This is a genomic window from Streptomyces sp. NPDC093586, from assembly GCF_044764905.1.
Taxonomy (GTDB): Bacteria; Actinomycetota; Actinomycetes; order Streptomycetales; family Streptomycetaceae; genus Streptomyces.
The window spans coordinates 117,632-140,123 of record NZ_JBIWJA010000008.1; the positions used below are offsets into that span (position 1 = coordinate 117,632).

The 22,492-nt window shown below is 72.3% G+C and carries 21 protein-coding genes; 14 read left to right on the plus strand and 7 right to left on the minus strand.

Translation table 11 applies throughout. The features are described 5' to 3' along the window. Positions 1-66: 66 nt before the first annotated feature. On the minus strand, positions 67-477 hold the full coding sequence (locus tag ACIRFH_RS11760; protein ID WP_403519507.1) for a VOC family protein: 411 nt from the start codon (positions 475-477) through the stop codon (positions 67-69). Between ACIRFH_RS11760 and ACIRFH_RS11765 the strand changes: the two genes are divergently transcribed. From ACIRFH_RS11765 to ACIRFH_RS11775, 3 genes are all read left to right on the plus strand, one after another. Then, positions 462-2,039 carry an alpha/beta hydrolase gene (locus ACIRFH_RS11765; RefSeq protein ID WP_403519349.1) on the plus strand — a complete coding sequence of 526 codons (1,578 nt, stop codon included), beginning with the start codon at positions 462-464 and terminating at the stop codon, positions 2,037-2,039. The two genes, ACIRFH_RS11760 and ACIRFH_RS11765, sit on opposite strands and share 16 nt — an antisense overlap. Positions 2,040-2,117: 78 nt before the next feature. After that, on the plus strand, positions 2,118-2,516 hold the full coding sequence (locus ACIRFH_RS11770; protein ID WP_403519351.1) for a RidA family protein: 399 nt from the start codon (positions 2,118-2,120) through the stop codon (positions 2,514-2,516). Further along, on the plus strand, positions 2,513-3,040 hold the full coding sequence (locus ACIRFH_RS11775) for a GNAT family N-acetyltransferase (protein WP_403519353.1): 528 nt from the start codon (positions 2,513-2,515) through the stop codon (positions 3,038-3,040). Before ACIRFH_RS11770 ends, ACIRFH_RS11775 begins: the two co-directional genes overlap by 4 nt. A gap of 21 nt (positions 3,041-3,061) precedes the next feature. Here ACIRFH_RS11775 and ACIRFH_RS11780 read toward each other — a convergent pair whose 3' ends face one another. Next, positions 3,062-3,655: an adenylosuccinate lyase gene (locus ACIRFH_RS11780; RefSeq protein ID WP_403519354.1), complete on the minus strand. Its 594-nt coding sequence runs from the start codon at positions 3,653-3,655 to the stop codon at positions 3,062-3,064. 384 nt (positions 3,656-4,039) lie between these two features. On the opposite strand from ACIRFH_RS11780, the gene ACIRFH_RS11785 reads away from it, so the two are divergent. The 9 genes from ACIRFH_RS11785 (at position 4,040) to pssA (ending at position 14,904) form a co-directional block, all read left to right on the plus strand. Continuing rightward, positions 4,040-5,845, plus strand: a complete 1,806-nt coding sequence (locus tag ACIRFH_RS11785) for a 3-hydroxyacyl-CoA dehydrogenase family protein (RefSeq protein WP_403519356.1) — start codon at positions 4,040-4,042, stop codon at positions 5,843-5,845. A 139-nt stretch (positions 5,846-5,984) separates the two neighbouring features. Then, positions 5,985-6,797 (plus strand): TetR family transcriptional regulator, encoded by an 813-nt coding sequence (locus tag ACIRFH_RS11790; protein WP_403519509.1) that lies wholly within the window; start codon positions 5,985-5,987, stop codon positions 6,795-6,797. A 343-nt stretch (positions 6,798-7,140) separates the two neighbouring features. Continuing rightward, the gene (gene ccrA, locus ACIRFH_RS11795) at positions 7,141-8,484 is read left to right on the plus strand and encodes a crotonyl-CoA carboxylase/reductase (RefSeq protein WP_403519358.1); all 1,344 of its coding nucleotides are present in this window, start codon (positions 7,141-7,143) and stop codon (positions 8,482-8,484) included. 10 nt (positions 8,485-8,494) lie between these two features. Next, positions 8,495-10,543, plus strand: coding sequence for a protein meaA (locus ACIRFH_RS11800; RefSeq protein ID WP_403519360.1), 2,049 nt, complete (start codon positions 8,495-8,497; stop codon positions 10,541-10,543). Continuing rightward, on the plus strand, positions 10,540-11,502 hold the full coding sequence (locus ACIRFH_RS11805) for an HpcH/HpaI aldolase/citrate lyase family protein (protein WP_403519362.1): 963 nt from the start codon (positions 10,540-10,542) through the stop codon (positions 11,500-11,502). The genes ACIRFH_RS11800 and ACIRFH_RS11805 overlap by 4 nt, the downstream gene beginning before the upstream one ends. A 15-nt stretch (positions 11,503-11,517) precedes the next feature. Then, a complete protein-coding gene (locus ACIRFH_RS11810) occupies positions 11,518-12,030 on the plus strand; it encodes a MaoC family dehydratase (protein WP_403519364.1) in 513 nt (170 codons plus the stop codon). Further along, positions 12,031-13,236 (plus strand): acyl-CoA dehydrogenase family protein, encoded by a 1,206-nt coding sequence (locus ACIRFH_RS11815; RefSeq protein ID WP_403519366.1) that lies wholly within the window; start codon positions 12,031-12,033, stop codon positions 13,234-13,236. Positions 13,237-13,406: 170 nt separating this feature from the next. Next, the gene (locus ACIRFH_RS11820; protein WP_403519511.1) at positions 13,407-14,063 is read left to right on the plus strand and encodes a phosphatidylserine decarboxylase; all 657 of its coding nucleotides are present in this window, start codon (positions 13,407-13,409) and stop codon (positions 14,061-14,063) included. Between the two features lie 22 nt (positions 14,064-14,085). Beyond that, on the plus strand, positions 14,086-14,904 hold the full coding sequence (pssA, locus tag ACIRFH_RS11825) for a CDP-diacylglycerol--serine O-phosphatidyltransferase (RefSeq protein ID WP_403519512.1): 819 nt from the start codon (positions 14,086-14,088) through the stop codon (positions 14,902-14,904). Positions 14,905-15,173: 269 nt separating this feature from the next. Here pssA and ACIRFH_RS11830 read toward each other — a convergent pair whose 3' ends face one another. After that, a complete protein-coding gene (locus ACIRFH_RS11830; RefSeq protein WP_403519368.1) occupies positions 15,174-16,325 on the minus strand; it encodes a glycerate kinase in 1,152 nt (383 codons plus the stop codon). Positions 16,326-16,461: 136 nt separating this feature from the next. On the opposite strand from ACIRFH_RS11830, the gene ACIRFH_RS11835 reads away from it, so the two are divergent. Next, complete coding sequence (locus ACIRFH_RS11835; RefSeq protein WP_403519370.1) at positions 16,462-16,956, plus strand: NUDIX domain-containing protein; 495 nt, start codon at positions 16,462-16,464, stop codon at positions 16,954-16,956. A 236-nt stretch (positions 16,957-17,192) separates the two neighbouring features. On the opposite strand, the gene ACIRFH_RS11840 is transcribed toward ACIRFH_RS11835, so the two are convergent. Genes ACIRFH_RS11840 through ACIRFH_RS11850 form a run of 3 tightly spaced genes read right to left on the minus strand, consistent with a single transcriptional unit; the run spans position 17,193 to position 21,157 of the window. Next, positions 17,193-17,684, minus strand: a complete 492-nt coding sequence (locus tag ACIRFH_RS11840) for a methylated-DNA--[protein]-cysteine S-methyltransferase (RefSeq protein WP_403519372.1) — start codon at positions 17,682-17,684, stop codon at positions 17,193-17,195. 19 nt (positions 17,685-17,703) lie between these two features. Then, positions 17,704-19,188: an AlkA N-terminal domain-containing protein gene (locus tag ACIRFH_RS11845; RefSeq protein WP_403519373.1), complete on the minus strand. Its 1,485-nt coding sequence runs from the start codon at positions 19,186-19,188 to the stop codon at positions 17,704-17,706. Between the two features lie 55 nt (positions 19,189-19,243). Continuing rightward, on the minus strand, positions 19,244-21,157 hold the full coding sequence (locus tag ACIRFH_RS11850) for a heavy metal translocating P-type ATPase (RefSeq protein ID WP_403519375.1): 1,914 nt from the start codon (positions 21,155-21,157) through the stop codon (positions 19,244-19,246). An 83-nt stretch (positions 21,158-21,240) separates the two neighbouring features. Here ACIRFH_RS11850 and ACIRFH_RS11855 point away from each other — a divergent pair, with 83 nt between their 5' ends. Beyond that, the gene (locus ACIRFH_RS11855; protein ID WP_385458730.1) at positions 21,241-21,603 is read left to right on the plus strand and encodes an ArsR/SmtB family transcription factor; all 363 of its coding nucleotides are present in this window, start codon (positions 21,241-21,243) and stop codon (positions 21,601-21,603) included. On the opposite strand, the gene ACIRFH_RS11860 is transcribed toward ACIRFH_RS11855, so the two are convergent. Further along, positions 21,584-22,465 carry a DUF72 domain-containing protein gene (locus ACIRFH_RS11860; protein WP_403519377.1) on the minus strand — a complete coding sequence of 294 codons (882 nt, stop codon included), beginning with the start codon at positions 22,463-22,465 and terminating at the stop codon, positions 21,584-21,586. The two genes, ACIRFH_RS11855 and ACIRFH_RS11860, sit on opposite strands and share 20 nt — an antisense overlap. Positions 22,466-22,492 lie beyond the last annotated feature (27 nt).

Consider the following 22,492-nt stretch of genomic DNA (forward strand, 5'->3'; position numbering starts at 1 on the left):
CCCCGTCGGGGCACCGTGGTTTCCCCGGCGGCGGCCCGTGTCACCGGCGTCACGTCCCGCAAGCGGTCAACCGTCCGAGGCCAGGGTGCGCAGGACGCAGAACTCGCTGCCCCCGGGGTCGGACATGACCACCCAGCTCCGGTCCGGGCCCTGGCCCACATCCGTTCTGGTGCCGCCGAGGCCGAGCAGTCCGGTCACCTCGTCGTCGGTGCTGCCGTCGATCGGGCTGACGTCGAAGTGGAGCCGGTTCTCCACGGCCTTGCCCCCGGGACACCCGGATGGCCGGCAGGGTGGGCGGCATCCGGCCAGAAGGCCACCGGCGCGCGGGCATTCGAGGGCATCCGGCGGCCCAATCGGGTCACATGCGGTCAGAACGCGTTCCCGTGAGGGTGCTTGCCGGGACGATGCGGCGAGGACCGCGACCGACGCGGGCCGCAGCCTCTCCGTCCTGGGAGGACTCCATGAGACAACGCGCAGCCGTGCTGTGCGGTGCCGCCGTCATCGCGGCCGGCGCCTTCGCGGCCGTCCCCGCCGAGGCCGGCGCCCCGCTGCCCGCGAACCCTCCGCGCGCCGCGGGGATCGACTGGAAGGCGTGCGGGACGGCCGACTACCCGGCACTGCAGTGTGCGTCGCTCACGGTGCCGCTCGACCACGCCCGCCCGGGCGGGAAGCGGATCACCCTGGCGCTGTCCCGTGTCCCGCACACCGCGAAGACCTACCAGGGCCCGCTGCTGGTCAACCCCGGTGGCCCCGGCGGCAGCGGTCTGACGCTCGCCGGGTTCGTGGCGTCCTCGCTGCCCAAGGAGGTGGCCGCCCGGTACGACGTCATCGGCTTCGACCCGAGGGGCGTCGGCAGGAGCGAGCCGGCCCTGGACTGCCGGCCGGGTCACTTCGACGCGGTGCGCCCCGACTCCGTGCCGTCCTCGCCGGCCGTCGAGCAGGCCAACCTCACCCGCGCGAAGTCCTTCGCCCAGGCCTGCGGCAAGAAGTACGCGGACGTCCTGCCCCACATCGACACCGTCGACGCCGCGCGGGACGTCGACGCGATCCGCGCGGCGCTCGGCTCGGAGAAGATCAACTACTTCGGCTACTCCTACGGCACCTACCTGGGCGCCGTCTACGCCAAGCTCTACCCGGAGCGGGTACGGCGCCTGGTCCTGGACTCGGTCGTCGACCCGGCCGACGTCTGGTACGACGCCAACCTCAACCAGGACCACGCCTTCAACGACCGCCACCGCGCCTTCCTGGCCTGGATCGCGAAGAACCACTCGGCGTACGGGCTCGGCACCGACCCGGAGCGGATCGAGGCCGCGTGGTACGCGATGCGGACGGCGCTCGCGAAGAGTCCGGCCGGTGGCAGGGTGGGTGCCGCGGAGCTGGAGGACACCTTCGTGCCGGGCGGCTACTACAACGGCTACTGGCCCTACCTGGCGGAGGCGTTCGCGGCGTACGTGAACGACGGGAACACCGGCCCGCTCGTCGAGGCGTACGAGAACTTCGGCGCCCAGGACGCCTCCGACGACAACGGCTACAGCGTCTACACCTCGGTGCAGTGCCGCGACGCCCGCTGGCCGCGCGACTGGGACCGGTGGCGCGAGGACAACTGGGATGCGCACGGGAAGGCGCCGTTCATGACCTGGCACAACGCCTGGTACAACGCGCCGTGCGCCTTCTGGCCGACGGACTCGCGGCAGCCGGTGGACGTCGCCAACCAGCAGCTGCCGCCGGCGCTGATCCTCCAGGCGACGGGGGACGCGGCCACCCCGTACGAGGGCGGTGTCACGATGCACCGGCTGCTGCGCGGCTCCAGCCTGGTCGTCGAGGAGGGCGGCGGCAACCACGGCATCACGCTGAGCGGGAACGCCTGTCTGGACGGGCACCTGGCCGCCTATCTGACCGACGGCACCGTGCCGCGCGGCGACGGCGAGGCCGACGCCGTGTGCGCGACGCTGCCCGACCCGAAACCGCTGGAGTCGAAGGCGGCGTCGACGTCCTCACGCGGCTCCACGCTGCACGGCCTGCTCGGCTTCCGGGGCTGAGCGGCCCGGGCCCCGGCGCCCCGAGCCTCCTGACGGGCCGTCGGGGACACTGTCAGTGCCGTGGTCCACCATGGGGGCATGAGTGAACCGACCAGGATCTCCGCGCCCGACGGTGTCGCCCCCGCCACCCAGTACAGTCACGTCGTCCTCGGCACGGGACGGTTCGTGGCCGTCTCCGGCCAGCTCGCGCTGGACGAGGACGGCAAGCTCGTCGGCGAGGGCGACGCCACGGCCCAGGCCCGCCAGGTCTTCGAGAACCTGCGGCGCTGCCTGGCCGCGGCCGGCGCCGGCTTCGACGACGTGGTGAAACTGACCTACTTCGTCACGGACATGGCGCACATGCCCGCGATCCGCGCGGCGCGCGCCGAGCACATACCCGACGACCGGCTGCCGGCCGCCTCGGCGGTGCAGGTCGCCTCGCTGGTGCGGCCCGAGTTCCTGATGGAGATCGAGGCGTTCGCGGTCATCGCCCCGTGAGCGGGCCGCGCGTGCGGGAGATGACGCTCGCCGACTGCGACCGTGTGTCCGAGATCCGCATCCGGGGCCGGCAGTCGGCGTACCGGGGACTGATGCCGCAGCCGTATCTCGACGGACTCAGTGTCACCGAGGACGCCGAGCGGCGCCGCGCCCTCTTCGCCCGGGCCCCGGCAGGGCTGGTGAACCTGGTCGCGGAGGACGGCTCCGGCGACGTCGTCGGCTGGGCCTGCCACGGGCCGTACCGGGACGGCGAAGTGCGCACCGACGACGCCGAGTTGTACGCGATATACGTCGACACCGGGCGTTTCGGCAGTGGTACCGGGCAGGCCCTGCTCCGGGAGTCGGTACGCCGGTGCGCCGCCGCCGGGCACCCGCGCATGCTGCTGTGGGTGCTCGAGGGCAACGCCCGCGCCCGGCGTTTCTACGAGCGGGCCGGCTTCCGGGCCGACGGCGCCGTGGAGTCGTCCGACGTGGACGGGATCGCGGTGCCCGAGGTGCGGTACGTCAGGTCGCTCACCGGCTGACGGCGCGCACCGGCCGGCGGTTCACCGCTGTCCCGGGATCCGCGCCAGCGCCCGTACCGCCGCCTCGGCCAGGGCCGGGTGGGCGAGGGCGTCCTTCAGCACGGGCGCGGCCCGTTCGTCGCCGAGCGCGCCGAGCCCTTCGACGCAGGCCAGCGCCACGCGCCGGTACGGGTCGTGCGGGTGCAGCCGGCGCCGCAGGGTGGTGATCAGCGCGGGCACCGCCTCCGGGGCGCGCAGCTCCACCAGCAGGCGCACCGGGTGCAGGGCGTAGGCGACGCGCAGTTCGTTGGTGGCGAGGGCTGCGGCGGCGCGGGCGGTGCGCGGGTCGCCGAGCCGGGCGAGGGCGTGGGCGGCCGAGGCGCAGCGCGGTGGGTCGCGGTGGTTGAGGAGCAGCACGAGGGACTCGAAGGCCCGCCCGTCCCCCGCCAGCCCCAGCCGGAACGCGGCCAGCTCCCGGGTCCACAGCGGCTGTCCGGGCTCGGTGAGCACCGCGGCCAGTTCGTCGCGGTCCCCGGTCGCCGCGAGCCGGCCGAACACCGCCACGGCGTCCGGTGCGCCGGAGGCCGCCGCCTCGGTCCGTAAGCGTTCCGTGAGCGATCGCACCTCTTCGTCCATGTCACCGAGGTTAGGCGGGTCACTCGCGGTGTGGGACCTACATCACGAACACCGGGGGCTGGCGCGCTCGTTACCCGCGAGTTAATCTCAGACGAGCGGGTCACCCACCCGCAGCACTCCTCACGACGGTCTGGTGACGCGGCCTTCGTGAGGGCAGTTCAGTCGGTTCGGTGCCTCGGGCACCGCAGTGCGACCCGGCCTCGGGACAGGGCCGGTCGGACCCCGCCGCCGCCCGGGCGTGTGCACGCCCTGCGGACGGCACCGGACGTGTGCGCCGGCAGCCCGGCGACACCCGCGCTCCGCACGCTCCACTCCGTACGCACCCGGTGCGCCGCTCGGCGCGCCCGGGCGTTCCGTCGTCACCCTCATTCCTGGAGTCCCGCGATGGCCGCTCCCCTGTCCGACACCCCTCTGTCCCCGCTCCGCACCGTCGCCGTCGTCGGCCTCGGCACGATGGGCACCGGCATCGCCGAGGTCCTGGCCCGGGCCGGCCGTGACGTGGTCGGCATCGACGTCGGCGAGGCGCAGACGGCGAAGGCCGTCGCCGCGCTGGAGGCGTCCACCGCCCGTGCCGTGGAGCGCGGACGCCTGACCGGGCGGGAGCGCGCCGACGCCCTCGCCCGGGTCCGTACCGCCACCGACCTGCGGGCCGCGGCCGACGCCGACCTCGTCATCGAGGTGGCGCCGGAGTCGTACGAGATCAAGCAGCAGATCTTCCGGGAGCTGGACGGGATCGTGCGTCCCGAGACGATCCTGGCGACCGGCACCAACGCGCTGTCGGTGACGCGGCTGGCCGCCGATTCGGCCCGTCCGGAGCGGGTGCTGGGCCTGCACTTCTTCAACCCGGCACCGGCGATGAGGCTGGTCGAGGTCGTCTCCTCGGTGCTGACGGCGCCGGCCGCCGTCACGGCGGTCACCGATCTCGCGCTGGACCTCGGCAAGGAGCCCGTCGCGGTGGGCGACCGGCCCGGTTTCGTGGCCGACGGGCTGCTGTTCGGGTACCTCAACCAGGCCGCGGCGATGTACGAGGCGAACTACGCCTCCCGCGAGGACATCGACGCCGCGATGCGGCTCGGCTGCGGGCTGCCGATGGGTCCGCTGGCGCTGCTGGACCTGATCGGCGTGGACACCGCGCGCACGGTCCTGGAGGCCATGTACTCCGCCTCCCACGATCGTCTGCAGGCCCCCGCGCCCATCCTGAAGCAGCTCAGCGAGGCCGGTCTGACCGGCCGCAAGGCGGGGCGCGGCTTCTACACGTACGAGGCGCCCGGCAGCGCGGTCGTCGTGCCGGACGCCCTGACCCCGCGCGCGAGCCGGACCCCGGTCGCGGGCCGTCCCGTGCGCTCCGTAGGCGTCGCGGGTTCGGGCACCATGGCGTCCGGCATCGCGGAGGTGTTCGCCAAGGCCGGGTACGAGGTCGTCCTCGCCGCCCGCAGCGCGGAGAAGGCGCGGACGGCCAAGGCCCGCATCGGCACGTCCCTGGCACGCGGCGTCGACAAGGGCAGGCTCACCGCCGAGGCCGCCGCCGAGACGCTGGAGCGGATCACGCCGACGGGGACGTACGACGACTTCGCCGACGTCGAGCTGGCCGTGGAGGCGGTCGCGGAGGACCTGGAGGTCAAGCGGCAGCTGTTCGCCACGCTGGACAAGGTCTGCAAGCCCGGCGCGGTGCTGGCCACCACCACCTCGTCCCTGCCCGTCGTCGCCTGCGCCCGCGCCACCTCGCGCCCGCAGGACGTGATCGGCATGCACTTCTTCAACCCGGCGCCCGCGATGAAACTGGTCGAGGTGGTCCGCACCGTGCTCACGGCGGACGACGTGCACGCCACCGTCCGCGAGGTGTGCGCCGAGGTCCGCAAGCACGCCGTGGACTGCGGCGACCGGGCCGGGTTCATCGTGAACGCGCTGCTGTTCCCGTACCTCAACAACGCGGTGAAGATGGTGCAGGAGCACTACGCGACGCTCGACGACATCGACGCGGCGATGAAGCTGGGCGGCGGCTATCCGATGGGCCCCTTCGAGCTGCTGGACGTGGTCGGGCTGGACGTGTCGCTGGCCATCGAGAAGGTGCTGCACCGCGAGTTCCGCGACCCGGGGCTGGCGCCGGCGCCGCTGCTGGAGCACCTGGTGGCCGCGGGCTGCCTCGGCCGCAAGACGGGCCGCGGCTTCCGCGAGCATGCCCGCCGCTGAGCCCGGTCCCGGCGACCGGTTCCGGTCCGAGGAGGACTGGGGCGGACTGCTCGGTCCGGCCGGGTCTCCCCCGCCCCCGGCGGGCGGGGGAATCCCCGGTCATGCGCATCAAGCTGCGCACATGCAGTACGTTCGGTTCATGTCCCAGCCCGCCAAGTCCTCACGTACACCAGCTACGCCCGACGCGCCGGAGAGCGCGGCCGGCAGCCGAGCCGCCGCCCAGCGGCTCAAAATGCGCCGGGAACTGGCGGCCGCGGCGATGGAGCTGTTCGCGACCAAGGGGTACGAGGCGACCACCGTCGACGAGATCGCGGCCGCGGCCGGCGTCGCCCGCCGTACCTTCTTCCGTCACTTCCGCTCCAAGGAAGAGGCGATCTTCCCGGACCACGACGACACCCTGGTCCGCGCCGAGGCCGTGCTCAACGCGGCGCCGGCGCACGAGCATCCGCTCGACACGGTGTGCCGCGGCATCAAGGAAGTCATGAAGATGTACGCGGCCCGGCCGGAGATCTCGGTCGCCCGCTACAAGCTGACGCGCGAGGTGCCCACCCTGCGCGAGGCGGAGATCGCGTCGGTGGCCCGCTACGAGCGCCTCTTCACCCGCTATCTGCTCGGCCACTTCGACGAGCACGCGCACGACGACGACGCCAACGACGACCCGCTGCTGGCGGAGGTCGCCGCGTCCGCCGTGGTCACCGCCCACAACCACGTCCTGCGGCGCTGGCTGCGGGCGGGCGGTCAGGGCGACGTGGAGGCGCAGCTCGACCACGCCTTCGCGATCGTGCGCAAGACGTTCGGCACGGGCATCGGCGCCGGGCGCGGTACGGCGTCCTCGCGGCCGGCGTCCTCCGCGGCCTCCGTGGAGGGCGAGGTGCTGGTGACGATCGCCCGCACCGACGCCCCGCTGCACGAGATCATGCGCACCATCGAGCAGACGCTCAAGGAGCGCTGAGCCGCCTCTTCCCCTCCACGACGTCCCTTCCGCTCTGTGACGACGGCCACCCACCGGGTGGCCGTTTTTGCAGGTCGGCGCCCCTTTTCCACCCCTTGCGGGACCCCGTTCGATCGATCATCGCTCATCTGTTACGTAAAGATTTCATCTGAGTGCAGTTTCTGGCACTCAGTGCCTTGCGGGGTGACACGCGGTGTCATACGTTGAAGGTGTCCGGGCTGTCCCCGCACCCATCCCCTGCGCGCCCGGCGCCTGCGTCACAGGCACTTTCACCGACCCTCTGCAGCACCGACGTACCCATCGGCGCCCCTCCCTCAGGGCGCTCACCGCCGGAGGCAACACCGTGACCGTGAAGGACATCCTGGACGCGATCCAGTCGCCCGAATCCACGCCGGCCGACATCGCCGCACTGCCGCTCCCCGAGTCGTACCGCGCGATCACCGTGCACAAGGACGAGACCGAGATGTTCGCGGGCATGGAGACCCGCGCCAAGGACCCGCGCAAGTCGATCCACCTCGACGAGGTGCCGCTGCCCGAGCTGGGCCCGGGCGAGGCCCTGGTGGCCGTCATGGCCTCCTCGGTCAACTACAACTCGGTGTGGACCTCGATCTTCGAGCCGCTGTCGACGTTCGGCTTCCTGGAGCGCTACGGCCGCACCAGCGAGCTGGCCAAGCGCCACGACCTGCCGTACCACATCATCGGTTCCGACCTGGCCGGCGTCGTCCTGCGCACCGGCCCGGGCGTCAACGCCTGGCGGCCCGGCGACGAGGTCGTCGCGCACTGCCTCTCCGTGGAGCTGGAGTCGTCCGACGGCCACAACGACACGATGCTCGACCCCGAGCAGCGCATCTGGGGCTTCGAGACCAACTTCGGCGGTCTCGCCGAGATCGCGCTGGTCAAGTCCAACCAGCTGATGCCCAAGCCGGGCCACCTCAGCTGGGAGGAGGCCGCGGCCCCGGGCCTGGTCAACTCCACCGCCTACCGCCAGCTGGTCTCCCGCAACGGCGCCCAGATGAAGCAGGGCGACAACGTCCTGATCTGGGGCGCGAGCGGCGGCCTCGGCTCCTACGCCACCCAGTTCGCGCTGGCCGGCGGCGCCACCCCGATCTGCGTCGTCTCCAGCGAGCAGAAGGCGGACATCTGCCGGTCGATGGGCGCCGAGCACATCATCGACCGCAACGCCGAGGACTACCGGTTCTGGAAGGACGAGAACACCCAGGACCCGAAGGAGTGGAAGCGCTTCGGCAAGCGCATCCGCGAGTTCACCGGCGGCGAGGACATCGACATCGTCTTCGAGCACCCCGGCCGCGAGACCTTCGGCGCCTCCGTCTACGTCACCCGCAAGGGCGGCACCATCACCACGTGCGCCTCGACCTCGGGCTACATGCACGAGTACGACAACCGCTACCTGTGGATGTCGCTGAAGCGCATCATCGGCTCCCACTTCGCCAACTACCGCGAGGCATGGGAGGCCAACCGCCTCATCGCCAAGGGAAAGATCCACCCCACGCTCTCCAAGGTGTACTCCCTGGAGGACACCGGCCAGGCGGCGTACGACGTCCACCGCAACCTCCACCAGGGCAAGGTCGGGGTGCTGTGCCTGGCCCCGGAGGAGGGCCTGGGCGTGCGCGACGAGGAGATGCGCGCCCGGCACCTCGACGCCATCAACCGCTTCCGGAACGTCTGAGGAGCGCCGCATGACTGAGCGTCAGCCCGCTGAGGGCAAGCGGGAGAAGGACCGGCCGTGGCTCATGCGCACGTACGCCGGTCACTCCACGGCCGAGGCGTCCAACGAGCTGTACCGGCGCAACCTCGCCAAGGGCCAGACGGGTCTGTCGGTCGCCTTCGACCTGCCGACCCAGACCGGGTACGACTCCGACCACGTCCTCGCCCGCGGCGAGGTCGGCCGGGTCGGCGTGCCGGTCGCGCACCTCGGTGACATGCGCCGGCTGTTCCAGGACATCCCCCTGGAGCAGATGAACACCTCGATGACCATCAACGCCACGGCCATGTGGCTGCTGGCGCTCTACCAGGTCGTCGCCGAGGAGCAGGGCGCGGACCTCACCAAGCTCCAGGGCACGACCCAGAACGACATCGTCAAGGAGTACCTGTCCCGCGGGACGCACGTCTTCCCGCCGGGACCGTCGCTCCGGCTGACGACGGACATGATCGCGTACACGGTCTCCCACCTGCCGAAGTGGAACCCGATCAACATCTGCAGCTACCACCTGCAGGAGGCGGGCGCCACGCCGGTGCAGGAGATCGCGTACGCGATGTCCACCGCGATCGCCGTGCTCGACGCGGTGCGCGACAGCGGCCAGGTGCCCCAGGAACGCATGGGCGACGTCGTCGGCCGCATCTCCTTCTTCGTGAACGCGGGCGTCCGCTTCATCGAGGAGATGTGCAAGATGCGGGCCTTCGGACGGATCTGGGACCGCATCACTCGTGAGCGGTACGGCATCGAGAACCCCAAGCACCGCCGCTTCCGCTACGGCGTCCAGGTCAACTCCCTCGGTCTCACCGAGGCCCAGCCGGAGAACAACGTCCAGCGGATCGTCCTGGAGATGCTGGCGGTCACCCTCTCCAAGGACGCCCGCGCGCGCGCCGTGCAGCTGCCGGCCTGGAACGAGGCTCTCGGCCTGCCCCGCCCCTGGGACCAGCAGTGGTCGCTGCGCATCCAGCAGGTGCTGGCCTACGAGAGCGACCTGCTGGAGTACGACGACCTCTTCGAGGGCTCGAAGGTGGTCGAGGCGAAGGTGGACGAGCTGGTCCGGGAGTCGCTCGCCGAGATCGAGCGCATCCAGGAGATGGGCGGCGCGATGGCCGCCGTCGAGTCCGGTTACCTCAAGTCGCAGCTGGTCGCCTCGCACGCCGAGCGCCGGGCCCGCATCGAGTCGGGCGAGGAGAAGATCATCGGTGTCAACGCCTTCCAGGGCACCGAGCCCAACCCGCTGACCGCCGACCTGGACACCGCGATCGAGACGGTCGACCCGGCGGTGGAGGCCCGCGTCATCGCCTCCCTGCGGAACTGGCGCGACACGCGCTACCAGCCGCCCTTCAACCACCCGCGTCCCTGCAAGGCGCTGGAGAGGCTGAAGGAGGCCGCCAAGGGCACCGACAACCTCATGGAGGCCACCCTGGAGTGCGCCCGCGCCGGTGTCACGACCGGCGAGTGGGCCGGGGCGCTGCGCGAGGTGTTCGGCGAGTTCCGGGCGCCGACCGGGGTGTCGTCCGCGCCGGTGGCGGTCGCCGCCGAGGAGGGCTCGGCCCTGTCCGAGGTGCGCCGGAAGGTGGAGCTGACGGCCCGTGACCTCGGTGTCGGCAAGCTGCGGTTCCTGGTCGGCAAGCCGGGCCTGGACGGCCACTCCAACGGCGCCGAGCAGATCGCCGTGCGGGCCCGCGACGCCGGGTTCGAGGTGGTCTACCAGGGCATCCGGCTCACTCCCGAGCAGATCGTGGACGCCGCCCTCGCCGAGGACGTGCACGCGGTGGGCCTGTCCATCCTGTCCGGCTCGCACGCCCAGCTCGTCCCCGACGTGCTGGAACGCCTCCGTGTGGCCGGTGCCACAGATATACCGGTGATCGCTGGTGGCATCATCCCGAACGGTGACGCCGAAGAGCTGCGGGCCGCTGGAGTGGCCGCGGTCTTCACCCCGAAGGACTTCGACATCACCGGCATCATCGGCCGGATCGTCGACGAGATCCGGAACGCCAACAAGCTCGACCCCCTGGAGGTCCCCGCATGACGACAGTCGACCGCCTTCGCCCCCGCCGCTCCTGCCTGGCGGTCCCGGGAAGCAACCCGCGCTTCCTGGAGAAGGCCCAGGGCCTCCCCGCCGACCAGGTCTTCCTGGACCTGGAGGACGCCTGCGCGCCGCTCGCCAAGCCCGAGGCCCGGCACACGATCGTGAAGTTCCTCAACGAGGGCGACTGGACCGGCAAGACCCGCGTCGTGCGCGTCAACGACTGGACCACCGAGTGGACGTACCGCGACGTCGTGACCGTCGTCGAGGGCGCCGGCCCGAACCTCGACTGCATCATGCTGCCGAAGGTGCAGAACGCCCAGCAGGTCGTGGCGCTCGATCTCCTCCTCACCCAGATCGAGAAGACGATGGGCTTCGAGGTCGGCCGCATCGGCATCGAGGCGCAGATCGAGAACGCGCAGGGTCTGAACAACGTCAACGAGATCGCGCAGGCCAGCCCGCGCATCGAGACCATCATCTTCGGCCCGGCCGACTTCATGGCGTCCATCAACATGAAGTCGCTGGTCGTGGGCGAGCAGCCGCCCGGCTACCCGGCGGACGCCTACCACTACATCCTGATGAAGATCCTGATGGCCGCCCGCGCCAACGACCTCCAGGCCATCGACGGCCCCTACCTCCAGATCCGCAACGTCGACGGCTTCCGCGAGGTCGCCGGCCGCGCCGCCGCGCTCGGCTTCGACGGCAAGTGGGTGCTGCACCCCGGCCAGGTCGACGCCGCCAACGAGGTCTTCTCGCCCTCGCAGGAGGACTACGACCACGCCGAGCTGATCCTGGACGCCTACGAGTACTGCACGTCCGAGGCCGGCGGCAAGAAGGGCTCGGCGATGCTCGGCGACGAGATGATCGACGAGGCCAGCCGCAAGATGGCCCTGGTCATCGCGGGCAAGGGCCGTGCGGCCGGTATGCGGCGCACCAGCAAGTTCGAGACGCCCACCGACTAGAGAGGCCTGAGCGCGATGCAGTTCGGACGCACCTACGAGGAGTTCGAGGTCGGGGCCACGTACAAGCACTGGCCCGGGAAGACGGTCACGGAGTACGACGACCACCTGTTCTGTCTCCTCACCATGAACCACCACCCGCTCCACATGGACACGAACTACGCCGAGAAGACGACGGACTTCGGCAAGAACGTGGTGGTCGGGAACTACGTCTACTCCCTCCTGCTGGGCATGTCCGTGCCGGACATCTCCGGCAAGGCCATCGCCAACCTGGAGATCGAGTCGCTCAAGCACGTGGCACCCACCTTCCACGGCGACACGATCTACGGCCAGACGACCGTGCTCGACAAGTGGCCGTCGAAGTCGAAGAACGACCGCGGCATCGTCCACGTGGAGACCAAGGGCCACAAGCAGGACGGCACGCTGGTCTGCGTCTTCCGCCGCAAGGTGATGGTGCCCACCGAGACGTACATCAAGGAGCGCGGCGGCGAGCAGCCCGGCCGGCCCGAGCTGAAGGAACAGGGGAAGTAGATGAGCCGCCTCGCCCAGACCCACGGCCTCACGGACGTCCAGCGGGAGATCCTCTCCACCGTCCGGGACTTCGTGGACAAGGAGATCATCCCGGTCGCGACCGAGCTGGAGCACCGGGACGAGTACCCGCAGGACATCGTGGACGGGCTGAAGGAGCTGGGCCTGTTCGGCCTGATGATCCCGGAGGAGTACGGGGGCCTGGGCGAGTCGCTCCTGACGTACGCCCTGTGCGTGGAGGAGATCGCCCGCGGCTGGATGTCGGTGTCGGGCATCATCAACACGCACTTCATCGTGGCGTACATGCTCAAGCAGCACGGCACGCGGGAGCAGAAGGAGCACTTCCTGCCCCGCATGGCCGCCGGCGACGTCCGGGGCGCGTTCTCCATGTCGGAGCCGGCGCTCGGCTCCGACGTGTCGGCGATCTCCTCGAAGGCGGTGCGGGACGGCGACGAGTACGTCCTGAACGGCCAGAAGATGTGGCTGACGAACGGCGGCACGTCCTCGCTGGTGGCCGTTCTCGTCAGAAGTGACGAAGGCCACCCCGAGGGAACGGCCCCGCACAAGTCGATGACGACCTTCCTGGTGGAGAAGGAGCCCGGCTTCGGCGAGGTCCGTCCCGGCCTCACCATCCCCGGCAAGATCGACAAGATGGGCTACAAGGGCGTCGACACGACCGAGCTCATCATGGACGGCCTGCGCGTTCCGGCCGACCGGGTGCTCGGCGGGGTCACCGGCCGAGGTTTTTACCAAATGATGGACGGCGTCGAGGTGGGGCGCGTCAATGTGGCGGCGCGTGGCTGCGGTGTCGCTCAGCGTGCCTTCGAGCTGGGTGTCCGGTACGCCCAGCAGCGCCATACTTTCGGCAAGCAGATCGCCCAGCACCAGGCCATCCAGTTCAAGCTGGCCGAGATGGCTACCAAGGTGGAGGCGGCGCATGCGATGATGGTCAACGCTGCACGCAAAAAGGACTCGGGTGAACGAAACGATCTGGAAGCGGGGATGGCCAAGTACCTCGCCTCCGAGTACTGCAAGGAGGTCGTGGAGGACGCCTTCCGGATCCACGGCGGCTACGGCTTCTCCAAGGAGTACGAGATCGAGCGGCTCTACCGCGAGGCTCCGATGCTGCTGATCGGTGAAGGCACCGCTGAGATCCAGAAAATGATCATCGGTCGCAGGCTGCTCGAAGAGTATCGATTCCAGGGTTAGATGTCCGGATACGGGGTGTTTTCTTGGAGAAGAAGGTCACACCCCGTAGGCACTGTTCGGCCGCCGACTCGGCTTCCGGCCTTACCCAGTTGCGGCTGATAGCCGCTACGATCGCCGGAAAGCCGCCGTCCCCCGTCAGAGCGCGGCATCATCCGCTACGAAGGTCATCCATGCCCCACAGCCAAACCTCTGCACCTCGCGACAGCCTCGCCGGCGTACGCCTCGCGCGCGGAGCATCGCCGTGGCTTCTGCCGACCGTCGCCACCGCAGCCGTCAGCCTGCTCCGCGCCCGCCGTTCCGGCGCGGCCAAGGCCGTCGCCGTCCCCGCCACCGCGCTCGCGGCGGGGATGCTGTGGTTCTTCCGCGACCCCGAGCGCGAGATCACCCAGGGCCGGGTCATCTCGCCCGCCGACGGTGTGGTGCAGAGCATCATGCCGTGGAAGGACGGCCGTACCCGCGTCGCGATCTTCATGAGCCCGCTCAATGTCCACGTCAACCGCGCCCCGCTGTCGGGCACGGTGACGTCGGTCGAGCACATCCCCGGTGGTTTCGTTCCCGCCTTCAACAAGGAGAGCGAGAACAACGAGCGGGTGGTGTGGCACTTCGACACCGAGCTCGGTGACATCGAGATGATCCAGATCGCCGGCGCGGTGGCCCGCCGCATCGTTCCCTACCTGCCCCAGGGCACGAAGGTCGAGCAGGGTGAGCGGATCGGTCTGATCCGCTTCGGCTCGCGCGTCGACCTGTACCTGCCGGAAGGCGTGGAGGTCGCGGTCGAGGTGGGGCAGAAGACGGTGGCTGGGGTGACTCGAATTGACCGTGATTGATCCACAGACCCAGGCCGGCTGGGTGCCCGAGGCCGACGAGGTGGACGACGACGAGGAGATGCCGCTCTCGCTTCGCCTGTCGATAGCGGACACCCTCACCCTCGGCAACGCCACGTGCGGCTTCATGGCGGTGTACTTCACCACCACCGGCATCCTGATCCCGCACCTGACGGGCAGCGAGGAGTCGGGCATGGCCCGGCACAGCGCGGCCACCGCGGTCATCCTGATGCTGTGCGCGGCGATCTTCGACCTGTTCGACGGGCTCGTGGCGCGCAAGCTGCGCAGCTCGCCGATGGGCGCCGAGCTGGACAACCTGTCCGACCTGATCAGCTTCGGGCTGGCGCCGGCGTACTTCGTCCTGGTCTACGGGATGGTCGCGCACGACGCGTACCAGCGGGTCGCGGCGGTGGGCGCGATCGTGGTGCTGCTGGCGGTGGTGCTGAGACTCGCGAGATTCTCCTGCGTCACCGTGAAGGACGGCACGTTCCAGGGCATGCCGTCGCCGTTCGGCGCGCTGACGGTGGTCTCGATCGTGCTGCTGGAGCTGCCCTTCGTGGCGACGCTCCTGGCCATCATCGGGACGGCGTGGCTGATGGTGAGCCGGGTCGAGTACCCGAAGCCGCGGGGACGCCTCGCGGTGGCGATGCTGTCGTGGATCGTCCTGTCGATGGGCCTGCTGGCCGCCTGGGCCTTCGACGCGCCGAGCGGGCAGCTGCTGCTGCAGACGGGGTGTGCGCTGCAGCTGGTGATGGGCGCGGTGATCCCGCTGTTCGCGACGGCTCGGCGGGTGAACAACTTCCGTGACAACCGGCGGGAGGCGCGGGCCGCGCAGTTGCCGTGACCTTGCGTGTGAGGGCCCCGAACCCGAGTTGGGTTCGGGGCCCTTTCGCATGTCCGCGCCCGGCGCTGGTGCGGGCCTCGCTGGGGCTCCGGCCCCCAGCCCCCCGACCTATGCCCACCCACCACCCGACTCGGTGGGCTTGAAAGGGGCCGCAACGGCCCACCCAGCCCGTCCGGCGATTGAGGACGAGGCCGTTCAGGCCGAACGGGGGTATGGGGGCGGAGCCCCCAGCGGCGGGAAGGGGAAGGGGCGACGGGGGCAGGACTCCCCTACGCCAGGAAGTCCCGGGCGATGCGCTCCGCGACCCGCTCCAGGATGGGCCCCGCATCCGCGATGCACTTCGCCACGTCCGGCTCCTCGTCCGTCAGCGGGTACGCCCGCCGGATCCCGGCCCGCCCCAGCGCCTCCGCCGGCAGCGCCAGCCGCCCGCACACCGCGACGACCTCCTTGCCCGCGGCCCGCGCGGCCGCCGCGACACCGGCCGGTGCCTTCCCGTGCAGGGTCTGCTCGTCCAGCGAGCCCTCCCCCGTGATCACGAGCTCGGCCCGCTCCAGCGCCGGCGCGAAGCCCAGCACGTCCAGCATCACCTCGATGCCGGCCCGGAACCGCGCCCCGAGCAGCAGCGCGCCGTAGCCGATGCCGCCCGCGGCGCCCGCGCCCGGCGAGGCCGCGTACTCGGCGGCCCGCGCGCCCACCGTCCCCTCCAGCACCTTCGCGAAGTGCGCGAGGGCCGCGTCCAGCGTCTCCACGTCCTCCGGGGAGGCGCCCTTCTGCGGGCCGTAGACGGCCGGGGCGCCCTTGGGCCCGGTCAGCGGATTGTCGACGTCGCTCGCGAGCACCAGCTCGACGTCCGCGAGCCGCGGGTCCAGACCGGACAGATCGGCCGAGGCGGCGTCGGCGAGGCCCCCGCCGCCCGGCGCCACCGGCTCACCGTCCTCACGCAGGAACCGCGCGCCCAGCGCGGACAGCATGCCCGCGCCACCGTCCGTGGTCGCGCTGCCGCCGACCCCGAACACGATCGTCCGCGCGCCCGCGTCCAGCGCGGCCCGCAGCAGCTCCCCCGAGCCGTACGTGGAGGCGGTCAGCGGGGCCAGGACACCGGCGGGCAGCCGCTGCAGCCCGCTCGCCTCGGCCATCTCCACGACGGCGGTGTCACCGCGCAGCGCGAACGCCGCCGTCACCTCGTCGCCGAGGGGCCCGGCGACCCGTACCTCCCGGCGTTCGAACCCGGCCGCGACCGCCGCGGCCACGGTGCCGTCGCCACCGTCGGCCACGGGCAGCGCCTCGACGTCGACGCCCGGCACGATGCGGCGCAGCCCGGCCGCGACCCGCTCGGCGACCTCGACGGCCGTCAGCGAGCCCTTGAACTTGTCCGCGGCGACGAGCACCCTGCGGGTCCCGTCCACTGCAGCGTCAGCCACCTTGTCTCCCCTTGCTCTTCGAGCCTTGCGCACGTCAAGGCAGTCGCGCCGCTGCGACCATAACCGGCGCACGCCCCCGCCGTCATGCCCCGCCCGCTCCGTGGAACGCCCCGGCGGACGGACATACCCTGCCAGGATGACGACGCTCGACTACGCCACGTACATCGCCGGACTCCCCCGCGTGCTCGCCGGGGCCGCCGTGCTGTTCCGGGACGCCGCGGGCAGCGTGCTGCTCGTGGAGCCGAACTACCGGGAGGGCTGGATACTGCCGGGCGGCACCATCGAGTCGGACGACGGCGAGACCCCGCGCCAGGGCGCCCGGCGCGAGACCCTGGAGGAGATCGGGCTGGACGTCCCGCCCGGCCGGCTGCTCGCGGTGGACTGGGTGCCGGGGACCGGCCGGCCGCCGCTGGTGTCGTACCTCTACGACGGCGGGGTCCTCGGCGAGGACGACCTCAAGGCGATCCGCCTCCAGGAGGAGGAGCTGCTGTCCTGGCGGCTGGTGCCGCGCGCGGACCTGGGCGACCATCTCATCGGCCCCCTGCATGGCCGCGTGCTGGCCGCGCTGGACGTCCTGGAGGACGGCTCCGGCACCGCGGAGCTGGAGAACGGTGTCCGGGTCGGCCGGTAGGAAGCCGCGCCCGCACCGGGCCGGTCCTAGGCCGCGGCAGGCAACGTTTACCCGGTGAGGAGCGGCGTCCGGCGCGTGCTCTGGGGGTCCCCCCGGCCGGAGGCTGGGAGAGTGCCGGCCGGAAGCCCTCGTACTGTGGACGCACTCGGGCTTTCGGCCGGTGCGGCGAGTGGGGGCACCCCCTCCGGGGGAGCGTGCCGGGCGTCGCGACGGGACGCACGTCGCCTGTCGCGGCACTAGAACAGCGCCGCCCCCGCCGTCCCGCGTTCGAAGTCCAGCAGGCGCTGCTTGCGGTCCAGGCCGCCGCCGTAGCCGGTGAGACCGCCGCTCGCGCCGATGACGCGGTGGCAGGGGACGATGATGCCGATCGGGTTGCGGCCGTTGGCGAGGCCGACGGCGCGGGAGGCGGTGGGGTTGCCGAGGGCGGCGGCGAGTTCGCCGTAGGTGCGGGTCTCGCCGTAGGGGATCCTCCGGAGCTGGTCCCAGACCGTGCGCTGGAAGGGGGTGCCGTTCAGGCGGAGGTCGAGGGTGAAGTCCGTCAGTTCCCCGGCGAAGTACGCCGCCAGTTGCTCCTCCGCCTCGGCGAACGGACCGTCGTCGGCCGTTCCGAAGGTCTCCTCCGGCGGGCGGTGGCGCTGGTCGGTCATGTAGAGGCCGCACAGGACGCCGTCCTCGGCGACCAGGGTGAGGGGGCCGTAGGGGCTGTCGGTCACGGTGTGCTGTTTCACGTCGGTACCTCGCGCGGGCTCAAGCGGGCAGGAAGTTGATCGGGTGGCTGTCGGTCGCCCACAGGTACTGGACCGCGTACGCCCGCCAGGGCCGCCAGGCCGCCGCGCGGGCGGTGAGCGCCGCCGGGGTGGAGGGCAGGCCCAGGTCGCGGGCGGCGCGGCGGACGCCGAGGTCGGTGGGGAGGAAGGCGTCGGGGTCGCCGAGGGCGCGCATCGCGATGACGTCGGCGGTCCAGGGGCCGAAGCCGGGGAGGGCGAGGAGACGGGCGCGGGTCTCCGCCCGGTCGGTCTCGACGCCGAGGTTGAGCGAGCCGTCGGCGAGGTGGCCGACGAGGGTGGTGAAGGTGGTGCGGCGGGTGCGGGGCATCGCCAGCGTGTCCGGGTCCACCTCGGCCAGGGCCCGCGCCGACGGGAAGAGGTGGGTCAGGCCGCCCTCGGGGTCGTCGACCGGGTCGCCGTGTGCCGTGACCAGGCGGGCCGCGTGGGTGCGGGCGGCGGCGGTGGAGACCTGCTGGCCGAGGACGGCCCGTACGGCGAACTCCGCCTCGTCGACCGTGCGCGGGACGCGGCGGCCCGGCGCCTTGTCGACCAGCGGTGCGAGCAGCGGGTCGGTGCGCAGCTGGTCGTCGACGGCCGTCGGGTCGGCGTCCAGGTCGAGCAGTCGGCGGCAGCGGCTGATGGCGACGGTCAGGTCGCGCGGGTCGGTGAGGGTGAGGCGGCAGCCGATGTGGTCGGGGTTCGGGGTGAGGGCCACGACGCCGTGGCCGTAGGGGAGGCGCAGGGTGCGGCGGTAGGCGCCGTCCCGCCACTCCTCCACGCCGGGTACGGCGGTGGCGGCGAGGTGGCCGAAGAGGTTGTCGGGGTTGAGGGGGGCGCGGAAGGGGAGGCGGAGGGTCAGCGCGCCGGGGGTGCCGGCCGGCCGGTCCTTGGGTGAGCGGCGGGCGCGCAGTTCGCTCGGGGAGAGGGCGAAGACCTCGCGGACCGTGTCGTTGAAGGTGCGCACGGAGGAGAAGCCGGCCGCGAAGGCGATGTCCGCCATCGGCAGCGGGGTCGTCTCGATGAGCAGGCGGGCGGTCTGGGCGCGCTGCGCGCGGGCGAGGGCGAGAGGGCCCGCGCCCAGCTCGGCGAGCAGCTGGCGTTCGATCTGCCGGGTGCTGTAGCCGAGGCGGGCGGCGAGGCCGGGGACGCCCTCGCGGTCCACGACGCCGTCGGCGATCAGGCGCATGGCGCGGGCGGTGAGGTCGGCCCGCTGGTTCCACTCGGGGGAACCGGGGCTGGTGTCCGGACGGCAGCGCTTGCACGCCCGGAACCCGGCCTGCTGGCAGGCCGCCGCGCTCGGGTAGAAGGTCATGTTCGCCGGTTTGGGCGGCACCACCGGGCAGCTGGGCCGGCAGTAGATGCCGGTCGTCAGGACGGCGGTGAAGAACCAGCCGTCGAAGCGCGCGTCCTTCGACCGGACGGCGCGCACGCAGCGCTCGGTGTCGGTGTGCATTCCCGTCTGCATGCGTCCAGGATGGTCCACCGGACGGGCCGGGGCTGGCGAGAATCCGACATGGACCTCACGTTTCCTGGGCCCCGCCGGATCGCCACGCGGACTCGCGCAGCAGCCGCAGCCCGTTGAGGCCGACCAGCACGGTCGAGCCCTCGTGTCCGGCGACGCCGAGCGGCAGCGGGAGGTGGCCGATCAGGTCCCACAGGACGAGCGCGGTGATGAAGGTGCCGGCGATGACCAGGTTCTGCAGCACCAGCCGGCGGGCGCGCCGGGACAGGCGTACGACCGCGGGCACGGCCGTCAGCTCGTCGCGGACCACGACGGCGTCCGCGGTCTCCAGGGCCAGGTCGGAGCCCGCGCGGCCCATGGCGATGCCGGTGTGGGCGGCGGCGAGGGCGGGGGCGTCGTTGACGCCGTCGCCGACGAAGAGGACCTTGCGGCCGGCCCTCTCCATCGCCCGTACGGCTTCGACCTTGCCGTCGGGCAGCAGGCCGGCGCGGACGTCGGTGATGCCGGTGGCGTCGGCCACGCGGGCGGCGGCGGGCGCGTTGTCGCCGGTGAGCAGGGCGGGGGCGGTACCGGTGAGGGCGGTGAGCGCGGCGGTGGCCCCGGCGGCGTCGGCGCGCAGGCGGTCGGTGAGGGCGAGGGTGCCGAGCGGGGTGCCGTCGCGGGTGACCCGGACGGTGGTCTCGGCGCCCTCGGGTTCCTCGGCGCGGCCGACGTGGACCTCGTGGCCGTCGACGACCGCGGTGACGCCGTGTCCCGGGGTCGCGGTGAAGTCCTGGGCGGGTGCGACGCGCAGGCCGCGCGCGCGGGCGGCGGCGACGATCGCGCGGGCCAGCGGGTGCTCGCTGGGGTGTTCGGCGGCGGCCGCGAGGGCGAGGAGGGCGTCCTCGTCGAGGCCGGCGCCGGGCAGGGGGCGCACGGCGGTCACCTCGGGGGTGCCCTCGGTGAGGGTGCCGGTCTTGTCGAGGGCGGCGGCGTCGATCTCGCCGAGGCGTTCCATGGCGACCGCCGACTTCACGAGGACGCCGTGGCGGCCGGCGTTGGCGATGGCGGACAGCAGGGGCGGCATCGTGGCGAGGACGACCGCGCAGGGCGAGGCGACGATCATGAAGGTCATGGCGCGCAGCAGGGCGTCGGTGAGGTCGGCGCCGAAGGCGAGGGGGACGCCGAAGACGGCGAGGGTGGCGGCCACCACGCCGACCGCGTAGCGCTGCTCGATCTTCTCGATGAACAGCTGCGTGGGCGCCTTGGTGCGGGACGCCTCCTCGACCAGGGTGACGATGCGGGCGATCACCGAGTCGGCGGGGTCGCGGCCGACGCGGACGCGCAGGGCGCCGGTGCCGTTGAGGGTGCCGGCGAAGACGTCGTCGCCGGGGCGCTTGAGGACCGGGAGGGACTCGCCGGTGATGGTGGCCTGGTCGACCTCGCCGGTGCCGTCGGTCACCGTGCCGTCGGCGCCGATCCGCTCGCCGGGCCGGACCAGGAGCACGTCGCCGACGGCGAGGTCGGCGGTCGGGACGGTCTCCTCGCGGTCCCCGGTGAGCCGGGTCGCGGTGGTGGGCGCGAGGTCGAGCAGGCCGCGCACGGAGTCGGCGGTGCGGGCGGTGGCCAGGGCCTCCAGGGCACCGGAGGTGGCGAAGATGACGATCAGCAGGGCGCCGTCGAGGACCTGGCCGATGGCCGCCGCGCCGAGTGCCGCGACGATCATCAGCAGGTCGACGTCGAGGGTCCTCTCGCGCAGCGCCCGCAGGCCCTCCAGCGCGGGCTCCCAGCCGCCGGCGACGTAGGCGACCGCGTACAGCGGGGCGTACGTCCAGGCGGGGGCGGGGCCGAGGTCCAGGGCGAGCGCCGCGAGGAAGGCGAGCAGCGACGCCAGGGCCCAGCGCGCCTCGGGCAGGGCGAGGACGCGGGTGCGGCGGGCGGGCGCCGGGCGGGCGGGCGAGGAGACGGGGGTGGGAGCGAGGGTCGTGGACACGCGGCCACCATACAGGAACACATGAAGACTCGTTCATTCTTTCATCCGTTCATGCGTGCGGGCGGGTGCGTAAGATGACCGGCATGGGTCACGGAGCCGCCACCACCGCGCAGGACGCAGCCGAGCGCGTGCGCCTGGACGCGGACAACGTCGCCAAGGTCGCCACCACGCTCCAGGCCCTGTCCACGCCCTCCCGGCTGCTGATCCTCGCGCGGCTGCGCGAAGGGCCGCTGCCCGCCACGGAGTTGGCGGCGGAGGTCGGCATGGAGCAGTCGGCCTGCTCCCACCAGCTGCGCCTGCTGCGCAACCTGGGGCTCGTCGTCGGTGAACGGCGCGGCCGGTCGGTGGTGTACGCGCTGCACGACCACCACGTCGCCGAGCTGCTCGACCAGGCCGTCTACCACGTGGAGCACCTGCGGCTGGGGATCAGCGACGCGGCGGAGTGAGCAGCTCCCGCATGGTCTCGGCGGCGCGTACGGCGGCGTCCGCGCAGCAGTTGTTGAACAGCACGTGCAGTTCGTCCGCCTGTGCGGCGGCGCGCCGCAGCCGGGGCACCCAGGCGGCCAGTTCGGCGACGGGGTAGTCGTACCGGAAACGGTCCTCCTTGCTGCCCCTCCCCCACGCCCGGCTGCGCCCGTGGAAGCGGACGACGGCGAGGGCGGGGCGGGTGACCGGCGCGATGGGCGGCAGGGACGCGGGCAGGTCCTGGGTCATGTCGGTGCCGACGGCCGACGCGCCCAGCGCGGACAGCAGGGCACAGGTCGCGTCCGCCTGGTGCGGCGCCCACCAGTCCGGGTGCCGGAACTCCACGGCGAGCGGCCAGTCCCCCGCGCGCCGGACGCAGGCTTCGAGCGCCGCCTCGGCCGGGCCGCCGGGTGCGAACCAGGGCGGGAACTGGAACAGCACGGCGCCGAGCCGCCCGGCCTCGCGCAGCGGCTCGACCGCGTCGGTGAAACGCCCCCACACCTCGTCCAGCAGCCCCTCACCCGCCTGTCCGCGCCGCAGCGGGCCGGTGCCGGCCGCTCCGCGCAGGTCGGCGGGCAGCGCCTCCGGCCGGGTGGGATGCCCGGTCAGCAGCGAGAAGGCCTTCACGTCGAAGCGGAAGCCGTCCGGCGTGCGCTCCACCCACAGCTCGCTGTTGCGGCGGCTCGGCAACGCGTAGTACCCGGCGTCCACTTCGACGACGGGCAGCCGTGAGGCGTAGTGCCGCAGCCGTCCCTCGGCGTCCCGCCGTCCGCGCGGGTACCACCCGCTCGCCACGAGCTGCCGGTCCGTCCACGAGCAGGCCCCGACCAGTACGTCACCCATGGGAGCCCGGGTACCCCGGGCTCCCGG